General features: G+C 70.1%; 19 protein-coding genes. 3 read left to right on the top strand and 16 right to left on the bottom strand.

The window, feature by feature from the left end; genetic code table 11:
* Positions 1 to 14: 14 nt before the first annotated feature.
* Together BLS50_RS36485 and BLS50_RS33280 are read right to left on the bottom strand one after the other, a co-directional pair.
* Positions 15 to 209, bottom strand: a complete 195-nt coding sequence (locus tag BLS50_RS36485) for a hypothetical protein (protein ID WP_074808121.1) — start codon at positions 207 to 209, stop codon at positions 15 to 17.
* A gap of 90 nt (positions 210 to 299) precedes the next feature.
* On the bottom strand, positions 300 to 2,477 hold the full coding sequence (locus BLS50_RS33280) for a glycoside hydrolase family 28 protein (protein ID WP_074808118.1): 2,178 nt from the start codon (positions 2,475 to 2,477) through the stop codon (positions 300 to 302).
* 584 nt (positions 2,478 to 3,061) lie between these two features.
* Here BLS50_RS33280 and BLS50_RS33275 point away from each other — a divergent pair.
* From BLS50_RS33275 to BLS50_RS33265, 3 genes are read left to right on the top strand one after another with little or no spacing between them, the layout of a single operon-like run.
* Positions 3,062 to 4,048: a TRAP transporter substrate-binding protein gene (locus BLS50_RS33275; protein ID WP_027805969.1), complete on the top strand. Its 987-nt coding sequence runs from the start codon at positions 3,062 to 3,064 to the stop codon at positions 4,046 to 4,048.
* Complete coding sequence (locus tag BLS50_RS33270) at positions 4,045 to 4,617, top strand: TRAP transporter small permease (RefSeq protein ID WP_074808115.1); 573 nt, start codon at positions 4,045 to 4,047, stop codon at positions 4,615 to 4,617. Before BLS50_RS33275 ends, BLS50_RS33270 begins: the two co-directional genes overlap by 4 nt.
* Positions 4,618 to 4,621: 4 nt before the next feature.
* Positions 4,622 to 5,974: a TRAP transporter large permease gene (locus BLS50_RS33265; RefSeq protein ID WP_006481162.1), complete on the top strand. Its 1,353-nt coding sequence runs from the start codon at positions 4,622 to 4,624 to the stop codon at positions 5,972 to 5,974.
* 102 nt (positions 5,975 to 6,076) lie between these two features.
* On the opposite strand, the gene BLS50_RS33260 is transcribed toward BLS50_RS33265, so the two are convergent.
* From BLS50_RS33260 to BLS50_RS33195, 14 genes are read right to left on the bottom strand one after another with little or no spacing between them, the layout of a single operon-like run.
* Positions 6,077 to 6,319 carry a hypothetical protein gene (locus BLS50_RS33260; protein WP_074808112.1) on the bottom strand — a complete coding sequence of 81 codons (243 nt, stop codon included), beginning with the start codon at positions 6,317 to 6,319 and terminating at the stop codon, positions 6,077 to 6,079.
* Positions 6,320 to 6,351: 32 nt separating this feature from the next.
* Positions 6,352 to 7,770, bottom strand: a complete 1,419-nt coding sequence (locus BLS50_RS33255; protein WP_074808109.1) for an FAD-binding oxidoreductase — start codon at positions 7,768 to 7,770, stop codon at positions 6,352 to 6,354.
* Positions 7,771 to 7,772: 2 nt separating this feature from the next.
* Positions 7,773 to 8,315, bottom strand: coding sequence for a permease (locus BLS50_RS33250; protein ID WP_074808106.1), 543 nt, complete (start codon positions 8,313 to 8,315; stop codon positions 7,773 to 7,775).
* A gap of 36 nt (positions 8,316 to 8,351) precedes the next feature.
* Positions 8,352 to 9,431, bottom strand: a complete 1,080-nt coding sequence (locus BLS50_RS33245) for an ABC transporter permease (RefSeq protein WP_074808103.1) — start codon at positions 9,429 to 9,431, stop codon at positions 8,352 to 8,354.
* On the bottom strand, positions 9,424 to 10,437 hold the full coding sequence (locus tag BLS50_RS33240; protein WP_074808727.1) for an ATP-binding cassette domain-containing protein: 1,014 nt from the start codon (positions 10,435 to 10,437) through the stop codon (positions 9,424 to 9,426). The genes BLS50_RS33245 and BLS50_RS33240 overlap by 8 nt, the downstream gene beginning before the upstream one ends.
* Before the next feature lie 11 nt (positions 10,438 to 10,448).
* A complete protein-coding gene (locus BLS50_RS33235; protein ID WP_074808100.1) occupies positions 10,449 to 11,522 on the bottom strand; it encodes a TauD/TfdA family dioxygenase in 1,074 nt (357 codons plus the stop codon).
* A 3-nt stretch (positions 11,523 to 11,525) separates the two neighbouring features.
* Positions 11,526 to 12,188: a class I SAM-dependent methyltransferase gene (locus tag BLS50_RS33230; RefSeq protein WP_074808097.1), complete on the bottom strand. Its 663-nt coding sequence runs from the start codon at positions 12,186 to 12,188 to the stop codon at positions 11,526 to 11,528.
* A gap of 28 nt (positions 12,189 to 12,216) precedes the next feature.
* Complete coding sequence (locus BLS50_RS33225; RefSeq protein WP_074808094.1) at positions 12,217 to 13,467, bottom strand: citrate/2-methylcitrate synthase; 1,251 nt, start codon at positions 13,465 to 13,467, stop codon at positions 12,217 to 12,219.
* A 1-nt stretch (position 13,468) separates the two neighbouring features.
* Positions 13,469 to 15,319 (bottom strand): acyl-CoA dehydrogenase, encoded by a 1,851-nt coding sequence (locus tag BLS50_RS33220; RefSeq protein WP_074808091.1) that lies wholly within the window; start codon positions 15,317 to 15,319, stop codon positions 13,469 to 13,471.
* Positions 15,319 to 16,413 (bottom strand): beta-ketoacyl-[acyl-carrier-protein] synthase family protein, encoded by a 1,095-nt coding sequence (locus tag BLS50_RS33215; protein ID WP_074808087.1) that lies wholly within the window; start codon positions 16,411 to 16,413, stop codon positions 15,319 to 15,321. Before BLS50_RS33215 ends, BLS50_RS33220 begins: the two co-directional genes overlap by 1 nt.
* Entirely contained in the window at positions 16,410 to 17,993 is a 1,584-nt protein-coding gene (locus BLS50_RS33210) for an acyl-CoA ligase (AMP-forming), exosortase A system-associated (protein ID WP_074808085.1), read from the bottom strand. The genes BLS50_RS33215 and BLS50_RS33210 overlap by 4 nt, the downstream gene beginning before the upstream one ends.
* Positions 17,994 to 18,009: 16 nt before the next feature.
* Positions 18,010 to 19,185 carry a PLP-dependent decarboxylase gene (locus tag BLS50_RS33205; protein WP_074808082.1) on the bottom strand — a complete coding sequence of 392 codons (1,176 nt, stop codon included), beginning with the start codon at positions 19,183 to 19,185 and terminating at the stop codon, positions 18,010 to 18,012.
* Positions 19,175 to 20,158: a ketoacyl-ACP synthase III family protein gene (locus BLS50_RS33200; protein WP_074808079.1), complete on the bottom strand. Its 984-nt coding sequence runs from the start codon at positions 20,156 to 20,158 to the stop codon at positions 19,175 to 19,177. Before BLS50_RS33200 ends, BLS50_RS33205 begins: the two co-directional genes overlap by 11 nt.
* Positions 20,159 to 20,161: 3 nt before the next feature.
* Positions 20,162 to 21,145: a ferritin-like domain-containing protein gene (locus tag BLS50_RS33195; protein WP_034176080.1), complete on the bottom strand. Its 984-nt coding sequence runs from the start codon at positions 21,143 to 21,145 to the stop codon at positions 20,162 to 20,164.
* Between the last annotated feature and the right edge of the window lies 1 nt (position 21,146).

Raw genomic sequence — 21,146 nt, 5'->3', positions numbered from 1 at the left:
GCCGGCCTTTTTACCTATCCGCCGCCGATTCCCTGCAGTATCTTGCCGGTCCCGCCGCAGACGGTGCAGGGCTGGCCCTCCACCCTGCCGGTGCCGCGGCAGACGCGGCACGTGTCCTCGCCGATACCCGGCGCGCCTGCGGGGCCTTCGTCGCCGGCGTTCGGCGGGGTAGCCGGGTCGGGGGGCGCTGATGGCTTCGTGGTCGACATCACTGGCTCCTTTTGCGTTGCATGATGTCGCGGCGAGCATCGCACGTGCCTGCCAGGCGGCACGCGCGATGACGACGGAACGACCGCGCGCTACAGCGCCGGCGCCCACGTCGACCCGAACGGGTTCGACTGGTCGATGCCCGGGAAGTCGACGAACGCCTTGCTGCAGTCGAGCACGCTGGCCGGGTCGATCGCATGGACCGCCGTGCCGTTGACGGCGACCCGGTTCGCGGTCGACGGGAACACCGGCAGGTTCACGTTGCGCAGCGTGAGGTTCGCGTCGGATGCGATCGTCGCGATGCTGTCGGGCGTATCGGCCACCACGTCGGTCAGCGACATCACGAGCGGGAACGCGGGCTCGCCGTAGCCGCCGGTGTTCGCCTCGAACCCCTGCAGCTTCACGCCGGCCGCCCCCTCGATCACGACGTTCGCGAGCGAGATGTCGTGGAAGTTCGGGTACAGCGGGCCGCTCGCGGGCACGGCCTTCGTGCTGTAGTACGGCGTGAACAGCAGCGCGTTCTTCGCGTCGCGGATGCAGATGTTCGCGTAGTGGATGTTGCTCACTTCGCCGCCGCGCGCATAGTCGGACTTGATGCGCAGCCCTTCTTCCGAATCGCGGAACGCATTGTCGTACACCTGAACGTTGGTCACGCCGCCGTTGGTCTCGCTGCCGATCGAGATGCCGTGCCCCCAGTAGATGTGGTTGTGCGCGATCACGACGCCCCATTTGCGATCGGCGCGCACGTCGCGATTGCCGTCGATGCCGAACAGCCCGGAGCCGGCGGGCGCCGGATTGTTGCTGCCCTTGAGCGCGATGTCGTCGTCGCCGGTGCTCACGTAGTTGTATGCGAACACGAAGTTCTTCAGGTAGCCGTCGAACGAGATCGGGGCGGCGGACGTCGTCGTGCTGCCGGTCGACAGCGCCGCCGAGGTCGGCTTCGACGCGGCGCCCGGGTCGAACGCGTCGGTGTTCTTCACGTTGTCCGCGTTGAAGGTCTGCCCGTTGTACAGCGGATTGCCGTTGCCGGCCGGGTTCGCGAACGCGGCGAGCGTCGGCGTCTGCACCTTGACGTTCCAGATCGTCAGCCCGTCGACGCCGCTCGGCACCACGTGGAAATTTGGGCTGTTGTTCAGCGTGATGCGGTACAGCGTGAGGTTCTTCGCGTAGTTGAACACCATCAGCCGGAAATTCGACTGCGAGCCGAAGCCGGTCGTGCCGTTCTGCACCATGTTGCCGAGATACGCGAGATCCCACCACGTCATGTTGCGCACCGTCGATTTCGAGTCGACGACGGTGCCGCCGTCGTCGCATGCGGTGCCGTCGGGCGCCACGGTGCCGCTCTTGTAGGCCGCGTAGGTGTTCGAGCACGTCAGGTCGACCTTCATCAGCGGGTATTTCGCGTCGGACGTCACGAGCTCCGCGTAGCCGCGGCCGTCGATCCGGCCGTCGCCGACCACCGCCGCGTTGACGAGGTTGGTGCCGGTGATCAGCGCGGTGCAGTTCGACGAACTGCCGGCTTTCGTCGCGCTGACGGCCGTGTTGCCGCAGTACGGCCCGGCGGCGTTCGGCGAATACGCTTTCACGTCGCGCGATGCATACAGCGTGACGCCCTTGTCGATCCACAGCGTGACGCCGGACGGTAGCGTCAGCGGCCCGCTGATGAAGCCGTTACCGGGCCCCGCGTGATTGACGACGAGCCGCACCGCGAACTTGCCCGCGCGGTACTTCGGCTTCGCGAACTCCTCGCCGGACGCGCCGGCGAGGTTCACGTTCGGCGCGGCGGCCGCCTTTTGCGCGGCGGTGGCCGCGGCGTCCGCCGCCGCGATCGTCGCGCCGACTTCAGCGTCGACCGCCGCGCCGCACGCGTCGAGCGCGGCCTGGATGCGCGCCTGGTCGGGGTTGGCCGTCGCGGCCGGCACGGCCTTGCCGACGCCGGCCGTCGACGGGTCGGCCTCCGGCGGCAGCGAGCCGTCGGGGCGGCTCACGAGCGTATTGGCGGCTTCGAGCGTGCTGCATACCTGCGTATCGGCGGGCAGCGCCGGTTCGGCCGGCAGGTTCGGGTCGACGGTCGTCGTGCCGACCTGGAACACGCTGGTGGCGGGCGGTGCGGTGGACGACGCGCCGCCGCCGGTACTCGCATCGTCGCCGCCGCACGCGGTGAGCGCCGCGGCGGTGGCGAGCAGCGCGGCGAGCAGGCCGAGCACGCGCGGGCGCCGGTTCGGCCGGGCATTGGGCCCGACATTGGGCCGGGAAAGGGGGAGTGTCATGACGGAGATCTCCTGAAGAGGCATCGGCTGCGCGATGCCGGGTTGGTATCGGGTCGTTCGGGCGGCGCGTGCTCCGCGACGCGTGCGTGCGGGCTGGAGACGGGCTGCCGGTCAGGCTGAGGCGGAGCGGATGCGGCCGCCGACGCGGGCGGGCGCCGGGCGGAGCGCCACGGACGCGAAATCGCGTCGCGCGGAAGGCAGGCCGGCACGCGCTCGTGGCATCGCGATGGCGTGACGATTTCGTGGTCAGTCATCCTATAACGATGGCAAACGAAGCGAAAGAAGGCCGTCGAGTGTCAGGAAACCGTGACGATCACGCCCCATTCGCCTTCCGACCCGTTTCCGGAAAACGTTTCGCTGAAAAACCTATAAACAGAGAAATCGATTCCCCGATTTCCGCCAAAAGCCCTTGGTAGTTGGGGTTATAGGGGTATGCACCAAGTGAGTTAAACGGTTAACCGACGTACATTCGTTCAACACGTCATACGACGTATGACTCTGCGGTTCAAGGACGCGCCTAGGTGAAGCAGGCGCCTGCCGACGGATCGCCGCACAACAACGATCGACCATCCAGGAGACTCACCATGAAGCACCGATTCACCGGCTCCCGTACCGCACTCGCCGTCGCGTTGATGGCCGGCTTCGCGATGTCCGCGCAGGCGCGCGTGTTCCGTTCGGCGGACGTGCACGGCGACAACTTCCCGACCAACATGGCCGTGAAGTTCATGGGCGACGCGCTGTCGAAGCAGACGGGCGGCAAGGATTCGATCAAGGTGTTCGGCAACAGCGCGCTGGGCTCCGAGAAGGACACCGTCGACCAGGTGCGGATCGGTGCGATCGACATGGCGCGCGTGAACGGCGCATCGTTCAACGAGATCGTGCCGGAGTCGCTGATTCCGTCGTTCCCGTTCCTGTTCCGCGACGTCGATCACTTCCGCAAGGCGATGTACGGCCCGGCCGGCCAGAAGATCCTCGATGCGTTCACCGCGAAGGGGATGATCGCGCTGACGTTCTACGAGAGCGGCGCGCGCTCGATCTACGCGAAGCGCCCGGTGCGCTCGCCGGCCGACATGAAGGGGCTGAAGGTGCGCGTGCAACCGTCCGACCTGATGGTCGACGAGATCCGCGCGATGGGCGGCACGCCGACGCCGATGCCGTTCGCCGAGGTGTACACGGGCCTGAAGACGGGCCTCGTCGATGCGGCGGAAAACAACCTGCCGTCGTACGAGGAAACCAAGCATTACGAAGTCGCGCCAGATTACTCGGAGACGCAGCACGCGATGACGCCGGAAGTGCTGGTGTTCTCGAAGAAGATCTGGGACACGCTGTCGCCGCAGGAGCAGGCGGCGATCCGGAAGGCGGCGGCCGACTCGGTGCCGTACTACCAGAAGCTGTGGACCGCGCGCGAGGCGTCCGCGCAGCAGCTGGTGACGAAGGGCGGCGCGAAGATCCTGCCGGCCGCGCAGATCGACCGCGCGGCGTTCGTGAAGGCGATGCAGCCGCTGTGGACCAAGTATGAAAAGACGCCGCAGATGAAGCAGATCGTCGACGAGATCGAGGCCACCAAGTGACGCGTCGCACTTCCCTGAACAGCGCGGCGGCCGCGGGCGGGTCGGCCGCCGCCCCGGACGGCACGCCGCCCGCGCGGCCGCATGCCGCGCCGCTGCTGCGCTGCGTGAACGACGTGCTGTTCCGCGTGCTGGCGGTGATCGCATCGTCGTGTCTCGCGGTGCTCACGGTGCTGGTGTTCTACGCGGTCGTGATGCGCTACGTGTTCGAGAACGCGCCGGATTTCGTCGAGCCGATCGCGCTGTTGCTCGTGATCGTGATCGCGATGTTCGGCGCCGCGATGAAGGTGCGCGACGGCGGCCATATCGGCCTCGATTCGCTGGTGCGCCGGCTGTCGCCGAAGGCGCGTACGGTGGTCATCGCGATCCAGCACCTGAGCCTGATCGCGTTCGCGATCATGATCATGATCGGCTGCGGCAGCATGGCCGTCGAGACGATGGGCGACCGCATCCCGATCATCGGGCTGCCCGAAGGCGTGCGCTACCTGATCACGATGCCCGCGGCGGTTGCGATCATCTTCTTCTCGCTCGAGCACCTGCTCGCGCTTCGTCGTTCTTCGTCGGGACAATAACGCCATGGAACTCGCGATCCTGTCCGTCAGTTTTCTGATATTTCTCGTGCTCGGCGTGCCCGTGTCGTTCGCGCTCGGCATTGCGTGCGTGCTGACCTACATGGTCGAAGGCCTGCCGATCGCGACCGCGATGCAGGCGATGATCTCGGGGATGAACGCGTTCTCGTTCCTCGCGGTGCCGTTCTTCATCTTCTCCGGCGAACTGATGCTGCACGGCGGCATCGCCGACCGCATCCTGCGCTTCGCGCAGGCGACCGTCGGCCACTTCCGCGGCGGCCTCGGGATGGCGAACGTCGTCGCGTGCACGCTGTTCGGCGGCGTGTCGGGCTCGCCGACCGCCGATACGTCGGCGATGGGCGGCGTGGTGATTCCGCTGATGAAGCGCGAAGGCTACAGCGCCGCGTACGCGGTCAACGTGACGACGCATGCGTCGCTCGCCGGCGCGCTGATGCCGACGTCGACCAACATGATCATCTACGCGTTCGCCGCGCAGGGCATCACCGGGATGCTGCACGGCCAGCCGGTGAGCGGCGTGTCGATCGGCGACCTGCTGTTCTCGGGGCTCCTGCCGGTGTTGTGGGTGATGGGCTTCGTGCTCGCCGCCGCGTACTGGCAGGCCGTGCGTCACGGCTATCCGCGCCGCGAGGACGGCTCGTCCGCGCTGCCGCGGTTTCCCGGCTGGTATGCGGTGCTGCGCAGCTTCGTCGGCGCGGTGCCGGGGCTGATGGTGATCGCGATCATCCTGGTGTGCGTCGCGAAGGGCATCGCCACCGCGACCGAAGCGGCCGCGATCGCCGTCGTGTACTCGCTGGTGCTGACCGCGGTGGTCTACCGGACGCTGACGGCCGAGAAGCTGCGCCGCGCGCTGTCGCATGCGGCACGCACGACGGGCGTCGTGCTGCTGCTGATCGCGGTGTCCAACATGCTGCGCTTCCAGATGTCGTACCTGGAGATTCCGGATGCGATCGAAGGGCTGCTGAAGCAGTCGACCGCGGCGCCGTGGCTGATGCTGCTGTACATCAACATCATCCAGGTGTTCCTCGGCACGTTCGTCGACATGGCCGCGCACATCCTGATCACGACGCCGCTGTTCCTGCCGATCGCGATGGCGTGCGGCGTCGGGCCGGTGCAGTTCGGGATCATGCTGCTGCTGAACTGCTCGCTCGGTCTCGTGCACCCGCCGATCGGGTCGGTGCAGTTCGTCGGCTGCGCGATCGGCAACGTGTCGATCGGCGAGACGACGAAGATGGCGTGGCCGTACTACCTCGCGATCTTCAGTGCGATCAACATCGTCACGTACATGCCGTTCTTCTCGACGTGGCTGCCGAGCCTGATCAGCGGGCACGCGGTGTTCTGATTGCGTCGCGCGTTTCGCCCGCTGCGGCGCCGGACGACCGAGGGGGTCCGGCGCCGCGGTTGCATGCGCGGCGCGTTCGCCGGGCCGTCGCGAGCCGGCTGCTCAATCCTGCCGTCCATCCGCCTCGAGGTCGCGAGCGACCGACCGTTCGTCGCGCCAGTCCGCCAGTTCGCGCCACAGCGCCGGGCGTGCATGGTCGCGCGGCGGCAACGGGATCACGCAAGCGACGCCCCGCACGCTGACCACCACGCCCGAGTCGGGCAGCGTGGCCGGGATGCCGGAGGACGAAGGGTCGGCATCGGGTTCGGGAGGCGTGCCCGGGCCGGGCGAGTGTCGAAACATCATGCGAAATCTCCGTGGCGCCGCGAATCGGCGCGTCAGTAGCGGACCCGCCCGACCAGGCCGAGTGGGTCGACGGCGTGCTGGATGGCGGATGCGACCTGTCGTTGCGCGGCCGGCACGTGCTTGCGGTAGTACGCGATATTGACCGGCCCGACGCCGTGTTCCGCGCTGAAGCAGCCGCCTGCCTGCACGACGCGGTCGTAGAGCGCGCCGCGCAGCGCCACCTGCTGCAGCGGCCCGTAGCGTGCTGCCTCGGCATGCGGAATCGACACGACGAGATGGCAGCCGCCGTCGCCGAAATGGCCGAACGCATGACAGCGCAGCGACGGATGCACGGCGGTGAGCCACTGCTCGGCGGCGGCGACGAATCCGGCGAGCGCGCCGCGCGGAAACGACACGTCGAACGACAGCGGCAGGCCGTCCTGCGCGACCGCGGCCGGCAGCGCGTCGCGAATCCGCCAGAACCGTTCCGCCGGCGCGCACGCCGCGTCGAGCACGACGCGTTCGTTCGCCAGCGCGTCGAGCGTCGCGACGGTGCGTTCCTCGAGCAACGCATCGAGCCCAGGCATGCCGGTCGCGATTTCGACGAGCGCGTAGCACGCGGCAGCGTCGGCCTCGAACGGCACGCGCAATGTCGGAAACGCGGCGGCGACACAGCCGACCGCCGTCGCCGACATGAACTCGAATGCCGACAGCAACTCGCCGAATGCGCGCTCGAACGCGAGCAGGCCGGCGAGTGCCGCGTCGTACGACGCGAACGCGACGAACGCCGCGCACGATGACCGTTCGAGCGGCGCGAGCGCGAACGACACGGCGGTGACGAGGCCGTTCGCGCCATTCGCGCCGATGAAGCACTGCGCGACGTCGAAGCCCGCGTTGCGCTTGCGCAGCGGCGCGAGCGCGTCGATCACGGTGCCGGCTTCATCCGCGAGAACCACTTCGACGCCGAGCACGTGACGGCGCACGTCGCCGTACTTGATCAGGCGGCTGCCGCCCGCGTTCGCGCCGACGAGGCCGCCGGCCGCCGGATCGCTGCCGAGATCGATCGGCACGCAGAGCCCCGCTTCGCCCGCCAGACGGTTGATGTCGGACAGCCGTACGCCGGCCTCGACCGTGATGCTGCGATTGGCCGGATCGAACGCGCGCACGGCGCGCATCCGCTCGAACGACACCACGCATTGCGTGCCGCTGCGATCGGGCACGGCCGCGCCGACGAGCCCGGTGCGCGCGCCCTGGGCGACGAGCGCGATCCGGTGCGCGACGGCGACGCGTGCCAGCGCACGCACGTCGGCGGTCGAGCCCGGCCGCGCGACGCCGAGCGGCACGCCGCCGTGCTGCACGACGTCGGTCGCATACGGCTCGCAGGCCGCGCCTTCGAGCCAGCCGTCGCCGAGTGCCGCGGCGAGCGCGTGCCGTTGCGCGGCGTGTGCGGCGGGGGCGGGCAGCGCGTTCATCGTCAGCTGGCCCGCGCGAGCTGCTTGCGCAGCCGGCCGCGCACGACGACCAGCGCGATCAGCGGCACGACGCCGCCCCACAGCGGGCTGTGGCGCATCGCGATCGACACCGCGAGCGCGACGACGGTGACGGCGAGCAGCACGAGCGACAGCGACCGCGCACGCGCGTGGTCGACGAACGTGCCGTCGACGAAGCCGCCGTCCGACCACGCGGTATGCACGATGCCGACCACCAGCACGCAGACGAGCATCGCCGCCGGCCCGAGTTCCTCGCCCCACAGACGGCTACCTGTCGGCGACACGAGCGCGAGCACCGCGCCGATCACGAGAAACAGGTCGACGCCGAGCGCGATGCTGTTGCGCTCCGCGCGGCGCATCAGCCACGCGCCGTGCACGAGCGCGAGCACGCCGCCGATCAGGAACGCGTGGGTCCAGCGCAGGTCCGGCTGCTCGGGGCCGAGCCGGCCGTAGAACAGGAACACGATCGCCGGCAGGAAGTTGCTCGCGTGCAGCAGGTAGTCGGTTATGGGATGGTTCGATTTCATCGTGTCTCTCCTTCGTCGAAACAGCGTGGCGACGCGTCAGGCGTCGTGCCAGCGGAACAGCCGCGCGGCGGCGAACAGGAACAGCGCGGTGCATGCGGTCATGCCGAGCAGTTGCGGCGCGAGCTGCGCGTACGGCGCGCCGTCGACCAGCGCGCCGCGCAGCGCGACGGCGAACTGGTTGGTCGGCAGGAACGCGAGCCCGGCCTTCAGCCATGCGGGCGCGTCGTGCATCGGGATCGTCAGGTCGCTGAAGAACAGCAGCGGGTAGTAGGTGACGTTGCACGCGAGTTCGGCGGCCGCGAGCGAGCGGGTGCGGCTGGCCAGCAGCACGCCGATGCTCAGCACCATCGCCGCGCCGAGCAGCACGATCGGCAACGCGCGCAGCCCGTCCGGCGTCGCGATCGGCAGCGCGATGCCGAACGCGACGCGCGCGACCGTCAGCAGCACGAGCGCCGACAGCGCCATCATCGCCATCCGCGCGACGATCAGTGCGGCGAGGAACACGCCGCGCGACACCGGGAAGCACACGTACAGCTTGAACGTATTGCGCTCACGCAGCGCGGCGATCGCGGTGGTCGTCGAGTTGAGGCCGATCGCCATGAACGCCATCACGAGGATGCCGGTCGCGAAGAACGCGCCATAGTCGAACGGGCGGCGCGTGGGCGCGGCATTCTCGAAGCGTGCCTGCGCGGCCGGCAGCCCGAGCCGCTGCGCGGCGCAGCGCGCGAGCGCGATCTCGACGACCCGCGACGCGGCCTTTACCGCGAGCGAGCCGTTGAAGTCGTAGCGGATCGTCGCCGGCGTGCGCTCGTCGGCGCCGAGCACGACGGTCACGCGCTCGGCCGGCGTGCCGCGGCCGCCGAAGGTCGCCTTCACCGTGTCGCTGTGCGACAGGCTGGCGACGATCTGCGCCTTGCACGCCTCGTTGTACGGCGTCGCGCCGCCGGGCACGTCGAACGCGATGTCGGCCGTGCCGAGCGAGCCCGAGCCGCCGAACGCGAACAGCATCACGCTCAGCAAGAACACCGGGAACACCAGCGTCCAGAACAGCGACGAGCGGCTGCGCAGATAGCCGAGCAGCTCGTTGCGCACGAGGATCAGGAACACCTTAGTCATGGGTCGGGCCCTCGGTGCACAGGCGCAGCAGGTCGCCCGGCGTGCTCGGCGCGAGCGCGAGATGCTGGATACCCTGTTCGCCGACGATCCGGTGCACGTTCGGATGCAGCGTCGCATCGCCGAACGCCTCGACCACATGCGTGGCCGACACGCGCACGCCGGTCACGCCGGGCAGCGCCGCGAGCCGCTTGCGCAGCGCGCGTGCATCGGCTGCGTCGCGGCAATGCAGGACCGCGCGCGCATCGCCGACGAGTTCGGCGCGCAGCGTGTCCTGGTCGCCCTGGTAGCGCACGCCGCCGTCGCGCACCCAGACGAGATCGTCGACCACGCTCAGTTCCTCCTCGGAATGGCAGATCATCGCGACGCTCGTGCCGTTTGCGCGGTGGCGCAGCAGGTCGATCACGACGCCCGCATAGCGGCGGTCGAGGCCCGTGAACGGCTCGTCGAGCACGGCCAGCTCGGGCCGGTGCGCGAGCGCGACGTACAGGTCCACGCGCTGGCGCTGCCCCTTCGACAGCGCGCGGCACGGCTTGTCGAGCAACTCGGCGATGCCGAGTGCGTCGGTGATCGCCGCATCGGTGTGCGCATACATCGCGCGGTGCAGCGCGACGATCTCGGATACACGCAGATGATCGGGATACTCGACCTTCTGCAATTGCGCGCCGATTCGCTGCAGCGAGCGCGAATCGCGCATGAAGCGCTCGGCCGGCACGTCGAGCACGCGCACGTCGCTGCCGCCGCGCCGGAAGCCGAGCAGCGTTTCGAGCAGCGTGGTCTTGCCCGAGCCGTTCGGCCCGACGATCGCGGTGATCGCGCCGAGCCGGAACCGCACGTGGCGCGCGGAGAAGCGGAAATCGCCGGCCGCGACGTCAATCGCGCGCGCGCCGAGCGCCGCACCCGGCGCATGTGCGTCGGGCAACGGCGGCGTGCCCGCGCGCCGCGGCCGGTCGAACGCGGCGGCCGGGGCGAACATCGCGCGCACGGACGCAAGAAACGAAACGCTCATCGTCGGCATCCTCAGTCGAACAGCATGACCTGCGTGTCGCGCGCGCCCCGGTACGGGTTGCGGCCGTGCGCGACCAGCATGTTGTCGACGACGAGCACGTCGCCGGCCTGCCACGGGAACGCGCATTCCTCGTCGTCGAGCGCGTCGTAGATCGCCACCAGATCGTCGAACGGCATCGGCGTGCCGTCGCCGTAGCGGATCTCGTACGGGAACGCGGCGCGCGCGCCGTACATGCGCTGCAGGTAGCGATAGCTGAGCTCGCCCATCGAGCGCGGGTTCGGGTGCTGTGCGCTCGCCTGGTTGAACCACACCGTCTCGCCGGTGCGCGGATGCGTGCGCAGCGCGCTGCCGACGTGCGATACCGTCACGCTGCCGTCGTCGAGCCAATGGCAGCCGACGCCGCGCTCAGCGCACAGCCGCTCGACTTCGTCGCGCTCGGTCGTGCCGAAGGCGTCGTCCCACGGCCGGTGGTACGCGGCGAACGGCAGGTTCGGGTTCGCCGCGAGGCCGTCCGCGCGGTCGCCCGGCGCCGCGAAATTGCGCAGGTACATTACGCCGCGTTCGGCGAACCGCTCACGCAGCGCGGCCGGCACGCGCGCGGTCACGCGCCGCATGTCGCAGATCGGCGTTTCGCCGCCCGCGTCGGCCGGCTGCCGGCAGTAGAACGCGACGAGGCGCGGAAACGCGGGCATGTAGGCCATCTCCTGATGCAGCCCGATCCTGAACGGCGGCGGCATGCGGGTCGATTCATAGACCTGGCCGTCGATCTGCTTGCGTGGCGCGGCGCCGGCCGTGTAGCCGTTCGCGTGCGCCGGATACAGCGCGCCGAGGCGGCCGAACGCGGCGGTGTCGGGCACCGCGAAGCCGCGCCACAGCAGCGCGCCGCACGCGTCGAGCAGCGTGTCGATCGTGTCGAGCCGCGAGCGGTACCACGCGACGAACATCTCCGGCGACGTCGCGAGTTCGGCGCTGCGCGGCGTCACGCACAGCGGCAGCGTCGCGCCGGGCGCGACCGGCGCGCAGTGCACGTCGTCGGCGCCGAGCCGCACGGCGGCATGCGCGGCGAGGAAGGCGAGATCGGTCATCGCTCAGGCCAGCGCCGGTTTCTTCAGCAGGATTTCGAAGCCGAGCGCGCCGAGCCCCATGCTCGGGCTGTAGATCGACGCCACCGCCGTCAGGCCGGCTTCGGCCACCAGTGCATGCGCTTCGTCGAGCGTGATCTTTTCCTCGACGTGGGTCGGCGGATAGTCGGCAGCGGCGCGCATCTCGGTGAAGCGGTCGAGCAGGTGCTGTGGCGCGTCGCGGCGCATGTCGTGCACGAGCGCGATGCCGCCCGGCTCCAGCACGCGGTACATCTCGGTCAGGCTGAGCGCCTTGTCGGGCAGGTGGTGCAGCGTCGCGCGGCCGACCGCCATCGTCAGCGTGCCGTCGTCGAACGGCAGCGCGAGCGCGTCGCCGACGCGCATCTCGATCGTGTCGTCGAGCCCGAGTTCGTGGATGCGCGGGCGACCTTCGTCGAGCATCGCCGGATCGAGGTCGATGCCGACGTAGCGCCAGCCGCGCATCGCCGGATCGGTCGCGAGCCGCACCGGCACGACGCCGGTGGCCGTGCCGATGTCGGCGATCGTGCCGGCCGTCATCCCGCGCGCCAGCTGGCGGATGCGGCTGATGAACAGCAGGTCCCACGGTTCGAGCGTTTCGGTGGCGAAGCGATCGTAGTCGTTCGCCGGGCGCAGGTTCTTGAGCAGCATGACGTTCCTTGTGCGAGAGAGTGAGGGTTCACAGCCAGCCGACCGGCACGGCGGCCAGCAGCCGTCGCGCGGTCGCGCTGTTGACGCCGAACGCCGGGCGGCGGCGGCGTTCCACCGCATGCGCGGCCATCGCCGCGATGCGCGCGCCGAGCCCGATGCCGACGCCCCACGACGGCGCGGCGACACCGAGTTCGAGCAGCGTCGCGGCGGTCAGGAAATCGATGTTCGGCCGCAGCGCGCGGCGCGCGTCGGCCTGCGCGCAGCACGCGTCGAACAGCGTGACGTATGCGCCGTCGAAGCCTGCTTTCGCAAATTGACCGCGCATATGCGGTGGACGCGGATCGGCGACGAACAGCGGATGGCCGAAGCCGTACAGCGTGCGTTTCGCGTCGAGCGTCGCATCGATCGCCGCGCGGCCTGCCGCGTCGAGCGCGGCGGCCGGCGCGTCGGTGCCGCTCGGTATCGACCGTGCGAGCGCGGCGAGCCACTGCATCGCTTCGAGTGCCGCGCCGACGTGCGACGGCCCGCTCGCGAGGAAGCCGGACGCGATCGCCTGCGTCAGCGTGACGCCGGTGCCGATCGCGACGCGCGGCGCGAGCACGGTCGGCGTGATGTAGCCGAAGCCGGCGTGCCACGCGACGAGCAGCATGTCCATCGCCGCTTGCGCCGGTGCATCGGCACGCGTCGCGCCGGTCAGCACGAGCATGCGTTGCGCTTGCGTCTGCGCTGCATCGAGCGCCGTGCCGCCGCGGCCCTGTGGGCCGGCCGTGAACGGCCGGCCCTCGATCGCCGCATGCAGCAGGAACGGCGCGGCGGCCGCGCACAGCAGCATCGTGTCGAGATCGGCATCGTCGGGCGCCGGGCCGTGCACCCGGCCGGCCACGTCGTCGAGGCCGCGCAGCAGGCCGGACGCCGCCGCGAATACCGGCGCGACGCCCGCCGCGCCGAGGTCGGCGGCGACCGACTGGGCGACCGAGCCCGGCGCCAGCGCGTCGGCGAACGCCGCGAGCCGCGCGGCGATCGCCGCCTCGTGCGTGCGATGGTCGGCGCGGCCGGGCGCGACGTCGAACCACAGATGCGCGAGCGCGCCTTCGAACGTCGCCGCGCCGATCAGCGCGTTCAGGTCGAGATCGCGTACCCGCAGCGCTTCGGGGTCGAGCGTCGCGCCGTCGATATCGGTGCCGCGATGGCGCGTCGTCGGTCGGCCGAGCAGGTTGCGCGGCGCAGCGCCGGTCGCGGTCGTGGTGGCGGAGGTGCCGGAGTCGAGTGTCGTGTCCATGTCATTCCACCGCGGCGAGTTCGTCGCTGCTGACGCTGATCGCCGCGTGCGCCATCGCGGCGATCACGGCCGCGTGCTGATCGACGACGGGCAGCACGTTCGCGAAGTAGTAGCGCGCGCTCTTCAGCTTGCCGCGATAGAACGCGAGTTCGGCCGGCGCGTCGGCCGTTTCCGGCGCATCGAGCCGGCGCGCGGCGATCGTCGCCGATTCGAGCAGCACCCACGCCGACGTGACCACGCCGAACATCTCCAGAAAGCGCGTATAGAACTGGCTGCTGCGATGCGTGTGGCCGTCCTGCACGTCGCGGGCGATGTCGTCGAGCGCGGCGGCGATCCGGTCGGCGCCCGCGCGCAGCGCATCGAACAGCGGCCGCAACTCCGCGTGCGTGCCGGCGTGATGCTGCTGCGCGAGGAACGCGTCGAGTTCGTCGCGGTAGTACTGGATCAGTCGCGAATGGCGGCCGAAGCCGAGCTTGTCGCGCACGAGATCCTGCGCCTGGATGTAGTTCGTGCCTTCCCAGATCGACAGGATCTTCACGTCGCGCGCGTTCTGCTCGACCGGGCTCGCATCGGTATAGCCGAGCCCGCCGTGCACCTGGATCGCCGTTTCGCAGATGCGCCACGCCTGGTCCGAGATGAACGCCTTGCAGATCGGCGTCAGCAACAGTTGCAGCTTGCGATGGCGCTCGATCTCGGCCGGGTCGGCGTCGGGCGTGGCTTCGAGCATCGCCGCACGCGTCGCGGTCGCCGCGAGCTTGCCGAGCAGGCCGCGGCAGCCGTCGACGCGGCTTTTCATGTCGACCAGCATGCGCTGCACGTCCGCGTGCTCGACGATCGCGACGCGCGCGGCGTGGGTATTCGATGCGCGCTCGATCGGCCGGCCCTGCAGCCGGCGGCCTGCATACTCGACCGCGTGCAGGTACGCGCTCGACGCGACGCCGACGCCGAACATCCCGGTGCTCATCCGCGCCTGGTTCATCAGCGGCATCAGCTGCAGCAGGCCGACGTTGCGCCGGCCGCCGAGCAGCCAGCCTTTCGTCGTGCCGTTCGAACCGAACACGAGATGTGTGTTCGCGCAGCCCTTGAGCCCCATCTTGCGCGGCAGGCCGATGCAGTCGACGTGGTTCGGCTGCAGCTCGCCGGTTTCCTCGTCGGGCCAGAAGCGCGGCACGACGAGGCACGACAGCGAGAACGAATCCGGCGACGCGGTATCGATGCGCCCGAGCACGAAATACAGCGTGTTTTCCGTCAGTTCGTGCATGCCGGCCGAGATATAGACCTTCTCGCCGTCGATCGCGTAGATATCGCGTTCGAGCGGCGTCGCGCGCAGCGCCACGGCGGTGAGGTCGGTGCCGGCCTGCGGTTCGGTCGCGCAGAAGCACGCGTCCCAGCGATACGCTTCGAGCGGTGCGATCAGCGCCTTCTGGTGCGGCGTGCCGTGCATCTGCAGCAGCTTGACCGCGGGGCGCGTGAAGCCGCCGTAGGTCATGAACGACGGGTTCGCGCCCATGAACATCTCGTAGATCATCTGCGTGACGATCGGCGGCAGCCCGTGCGCGGTGCCGAACAGCGTGTTCGACCATTCGTCGCGAAAGCGCGCCCACAGCGCGTGGAAATGCGAAGGAATCCGTACCTGGCCGTCGTCGAGCAGCGTGCAGCCCTCGACGTCGGCCTGCTGGTAGCTGCGGCCGAGGTCGAGCGCGAAATCGCGGGCGCGTTCGAGCAGCGCATCGATCGACGCGCGATCGTGCGTGCCGTACAGGCCGTGTTCCGCCAGGAACCGCTTGTCGGCCTCGAACAGTTCCCACAGAAAGAAGCGCAGCTCGCGCAGGCTCACCTTGTATGCGCTCATCATGCGTCTCCTTCGATATCGAGTGCGGCGTCGAGGCCGCCGGCCAGGTCGACCACGGCGGCGGCCGCCGCGCCATGCAGCGCCGCGTCCCACACGAGCACCGTGCGGCGCTCGCCTTCGTCGAGCGCGCCCGCGAGCCGGATCAGCGCGGCGGCCGATTCGGCCGACGACAGATGGCCCGAGCCGTCGTGCTGGATGCGCGCGGCGACCGGAATCGACGCGGCGTCGGCCACGCGCGCCGCGAAGCCGGGATCGAAGCCGGGCGGCACGCACCAGTCGATCTGGTTCGCGCGCAAGTTGGCCTGTTCGAGCGCGCGGCGGATCGCGCGGGCGGCGACCGGCGCGAGCGTGTCGCGCAGCGCGGTTGGCGCATCGGCCCACGGGTCCGTGATCGATGGCCCGAATTCGAGCGCGACGGACCGTATGCCACCCCACGCCGCAGGTTCCGGCGCCGGGCCCGCGCGCGACACGAGCAGCGCGGCGGCCGCGTCGCCGTAGCCGACCAGGTCGCCAAACTGGCGGAAGAACGGGTAGAGCCACTTGTCGCTGAGGATCACGAGCGCCTGGTCGCCTTCGTCGAGCAGCAGCCCGTCGAGCAGCATCAGCGCCGAATACCAGCCGAGCGTGCCGTTCTGGCCGAGCGCGAACGGCGTCACGCGCTGCAGCCCGAGTTCGTACTGCATGCGGCCGACGACCGAGTCGCCGATCCCTTCGTTGAGCGCGCAACTGGCGACGATCACGTGCGTCGTGCGGGCCAGCGCGCCGGAGCCGAGCTGGTCGCGCAGGTCCAGCGCCGCGTCGGCGGCGAGATCGGCGAGGCTGCGCCCCGGCGGCGCGACGCGCAGCGCGGGCCGGCCGCCCGGCGCAAGGCGCGTGCCTTCGTCGGGCGTCAGCGCGCCCATGCCGCGCGGCCGCGCAAAGCGCGCCTGCGGCAGCAGCAGGTGCCGGTAGCCGGGGTGGCGCTCCTGCGCCTGGATCGCGCTGAACACGACGGCGGGCGGCAGCACCACGACGCCGCCGGACAACGCGAGCGTGCCGGGCGCGGCGACGCGCGGCGCGCCGACACAGGTTTCATCGAGCGTCGACAGGCTCATGCTGCGGTCTCCTCGAGGTTCGGGCGCGCGAACGCGTCGCGATACTGCGCTTTCAATGCGGGTCGGTCGATCTTGCCGTTCGGGTTGCGCGGCAACGTCGGCAGCGGCTCGACGACGAGCGGGTTCATGTAGGTGGGCAACGCGTCGCGGCATGCGCGGGCGATGTCGGCGCGGCACGCGTCGGCGTCGAGCGTCGACACGACGCACGCGGCGATCGCTTCACCGAGTGCGGGATGCGGGACGCTGAATACCGCGGCCTCGCGGATGTGCGGTAGCGCGAACAGCACGTCCTCGACCTCGGTCGGGCTCACGCGATAGCCGGAGGTCTTGATCATGTCGTCGCCGCGCGCGACGAAGTACAGGTAACCGTCCGCGTCGCGCCGCACGATGTCGCCCGACCACACGGCGACGTCCGGGCGCGGAATCTCGCCGTGCCGGCGCGGCAGCGGACGAAAGCGCTGCGCGGTCAGCTCGGGCCGGTTCCAGTAGCCGAGCGTGACGAACGCGCCGCGGTGCACGAGCTCGCCGGGTTCGTCGGCCGCGCATTCGCTGCCGTCAGCGCGCAGCACGAGGATCTCCGCGTTCGGCACGGCCTTGCCGATCGACGTCGGGCGCAGCGCCGCGTCGGCCGGCGCCAGGTAAGTCGAGCGGAATGCCTCGGTCAGCCCGTACATCAGGTACGGCGAAGCCTGCGTGAACAGCGCCTGCAGGCGGTGCAGCAGCGGCGTCGCGAGATGGCCACCGGTGTTCGCGAAGCGGCGGAGCCGCGTGCGTGCGGTGTCGCTCCAGCCGGCCGACGCGATCTGCATCCACAGCGGCGGCACACCGGTGATCGACGTCACGCCGAACGCGTCGCAATGGCGCGGCACCTCGGCCGGCTGCAGGAAGTCGAGCGGCGTGTAGCACGCGCCGGACGCCAGCGCGGTCGTGAGCTGGCTCAGGCCCGCATCGAAGCTGAGCGGCAGCACGCCGAGCACGACGTCGTCGTCGGCGAGCCGCTGGTACGCCGCGACGCTGAACGCGCCCGACACCAGGTTGCGATGCGACACGACGACGCCCTTCGGCTTGCCGGTCGAGCCGGACGTGTAGAGCAGCGCGGCCGGATCGTCGTCGACCGGGCGGCCGGCGGGGGCCGCTGCCGTCGCCGGCGTATCGGTGCCCGGCGAGTCGATCGCGTCGGCCAGCTCCTCGATCAGCAGCGTGCGCGTGCCGACGAGCGCGGCGAGCGCCGGCAGGCGCTTGAGCCGCTGCGCGCCGGTCACGAACAGCGCGGCGCCGCTGTCGGCGACGATGTGTTCGATCTGCGCTTCCTTCAACTGCGGATTGACCGGTACGAAGATCGCGCCGAGTGCGTTGGCCGCGAGTATCGCGACCACGGTTTCGATGCGCTTCGGCGCGTAGATCGCGACGCGTTCGCCGGGCTGCACGCCGCGCGCCGCGAGCACGGCGGCGGCGCGCCGGACCGCGCGGGCGAGCTTGTCGTAAGTCAGGGTGCCGCCGCCGTCGGCATACGCCGGATGATGCGGCCAGCGCTCGGCGCCGTGTTCGAGCAGGTCGGCGATGCTGATCAATGCGTTCATGATCGGCTCCTCGGGTTCAGGCCGGCCGCACGTACACGTGCGCGGCTTCGTGGGACAGGAAATGCGCCATCGAGTACGTGCGGTGATACGCGCCGCAGCGCTCGAACACCGCGATGTCGCCGACCTGCGGCGGTGCGCCTGTGTCGTCGCGGCCGATCACGTCCGCGCGGCTGCAGGTGCTGCCGACGTAGAGCGTCGGCACGCCACGGGGCGGCGGCGCGGGCGTGCGGCGCACGAGCGACGGCGCGGCGAGGCGGCGCATCACCGATTCGGTCTGCGCGAGCAGGAACGCATGCGACAGCCCGCCGTCGCAGACGGCGATCGTGCGGTCCTGCCATGTCTTGACCGCGACGACGCGCGTCGCGAACACGCCCGCATCGGCGAAGATCGCGCGGCCCGATTCGTGCGCGAGCGAATAGGGGCCGGCCAGCGGCGCGAGCGCGGCGGCATAGCGGTCGAACGCGGCATCGCCCGGGTGATCGTCGGCAAAACCGCCGCCGAGGCTCAACGAACCGAGCGGCGCGCCGTTGGCGGGTGCGAGATCGCGGGCCAGCGCGGCGAGCAATTCGGGCAACACGAGCGTGTCGGGCTGCGTCGGGTCCTGGCGGATGAACGAATGCGGGCCGGAGAACACATGCAGCCCGGCCACCGGCAGGCCGGCAGCCGCGAGCGTGCGCACCGCGTCGTGCGTCTCGTTCGGCGTCATCCCGAAGTGGTCGTGCCATAGCGCGCGCGCCTGTTCACCCGCCAGCGCGCCGGCATTCACGCGCAGCAGCACCGCGCCCGGCGTGCTGCCGCCGGCCGCCGCTTCGCGGGCGAGCGGCACGAAGCGCGCGACCGCGTCCGGGTTGTCGAGTACGAAATGGCAGCGCGACGCGAGCCCCGCGCGCATGAACATCTCGTCCATCGACGGATTGTTCAGGTAGCGCGCCGTCTTGATCCGGCCGATCACCGCGTCAAGTTCGCCGCGGCTCGCGAGTTCGACGCCGTCCTCGTACGCATGCGCGCAGCGCGCGAGCATGTCCTGGTTCGGGTTCGCCTTCAGCGACACGATCAGCCGCGTGCCGAGCCGCGCCTTCAGCGACCGGTAGCGGGCGATCGCGACCTCCGGCTCGTACACGTAGCACGGCGTGCGCAGATCGGCGATCCACGCGTGATCGGCGGCGGGCGGAAGCGGGCGCTCAGGCGTCATGGCGGCCCACCGGATGGAGCGTGGCGGCCGCATACGCGCCGCAGTTCGACTGCATCACGCCGAGCACGCGCCGGCCATGCGCGAGCGCATCGAGCCCGACGTCGGCCAGGTTGATCGGAAAATCCGAACAGCACGCGTGGCCGCGCGCACGGATGTTGTCCGCGTAGAGCCGCTCGGCCGGTACGCGCATCGCGCGGCACAGCGCGTTCCAGCCGGGCAGGTCGGCGTTGTGCGGCAGCACGAGGTCGTACGCGTCGAGCGCATGAGGCTCGAGCGCGACGGCCGCGTCGATCGCACGGCGCGTGTACGGCCATTCCATCATGATCAGGTCCGCCTCGTTCGCGGCGACCGTGTCCGAGCCGCGATGCCATTTCGCATGCGTCTCGATCGCAATGCCGCCGAGCCGGTTCTTCGTGCTGTTGCGCGTGATCAGCATCGCGGCCGCGCCGTCGCACTGCACGCCGGTCATCTGCCGCATCCGGTAATCCTCGCCGTACACGCGGTCGGACGACACGACGAGCGCCGCGTCGAGCTGCGGATGGCGGCGCATCAGCGCGCGAACCGTCTCGATGCCAGCCGCGACCGACACGCAGTTCAGTTGCGCGACGGAGCCGAGCCACAGCGGCTCGATGCCGAATTGCGCGGCCACTTCGTGCGGCAGGCTGCGCGGCGCGGGCGGCACGCTGAATTGCTGCGTGTGGACGTGCACGATCGCGCCGACGTCGGACGGATGCACGCGCGCGGTGTCGAGCAGCCGGCCGACCGCCGCGATCGCGAGATCGGTTTCGCTGGTGTCGAGCGCCATGTGGAAATAGCGGCTGCCCGACTGCGCGATCGCGGCCGCCCGCTGCGCCGGATAGTCGCGTTCGGCGGCCCAGGCCTCGATATCGACGGGCGGGCCCGGCAGCTCGTAGGCCACCGCGTCGATGCCGATCCAGAAATCGCGTGACGCTTGGGAGGAGGTCGTCGTCATGGTTCAGTTGAGCGGCATCGCCGCGTAGTCGAGGACGTCGAGCTTTTCGAAAGTCGCCTGCACGGTCGGCGTGAGCAGCCCCATCTCGCGGATCGTCGGCACCAGGCGCCGGAAGATCGAGCGGCGGATCGAGCTCGACACCGGCGATTCGCGCACCATTGCGCTGCATTCGCGCTTGGACAGCCCCATCGGTTCCCAGATGTCGTCCGCGCACAGGTGCTCGTACAGCACGGCCGCGCCTTCGCAGATGAACTCCTCGCGCTCGCGCAGTTCGTGCGAACTCATCTCCGCGTACACGCGGCACAGCGTGATCCGGCCGACCGCGAAGTGGCGTGCTTCGTCGCGCTGGATTCGCAGGAACAGGTCCTTGATGAACGGATCGGTGCTGTACGCGACGACGCTCTGGAAGATCGACAGCGCGATGCCCTCGACCAGCACCTGCATCCCGAGGTTCGTCATGTCGAGCGCGCTGCTCGTGATCGTGTCGTGCAGCAGCCCCTTCAGCGAGCGGCTCATCGGGTAGCTGACGTCGAGCTTTTCGTTGACGAGCTTCGCGTACGCCTCGACGTGGCGCGCTTCGTCCATCATCTGCGCGGCCGCGCACAGCCGCGCGCTCAGGCCGTCCTCGGCCGACGCGAGCTTCGACGCGCAGATCAGCGCGGCCTGCTCGCCGTGCAGGATCTGCGACAGCAGCCAGCCCTGCGCGTGATGGCGCACCTCGCGCTTGTCGGCGTCCGCGAGCTTGCCCCATAGCTCGGTGCCGTAGATCAGCAGCGTCGGGTCGGGCATGCCGAGCGGGTTCGCCGGGTCGAGGTCGTGGCTCCAGTCGACGTCGGTCGCGACGTCCCACTGCGCGGCCTTCGCCTTCTCGTACAGCCGGTTCAGCGCCTCTTCGCGCAGTGCGTAGTCGTTCGACATCAGCGCGTCGACGGGCATCGACCAGCGGATGTCGGCCGTGTCCTGCATCACGGTAAGCGTGTCATTCATG

Source organism: Burkholderia orbicola (assembly GCF_900100915.1).
Taxonomy (GTDB): domain Bacteria; phylum Pseudomonadota; class Gammaproteobacteria; order Burkholderiales; family Burkholderiaceae; genus Burkholderia; species Burkholderia orbicola.
This window is presented reverse-complemented; position numbering and strand designations above follow the sequence as displayed.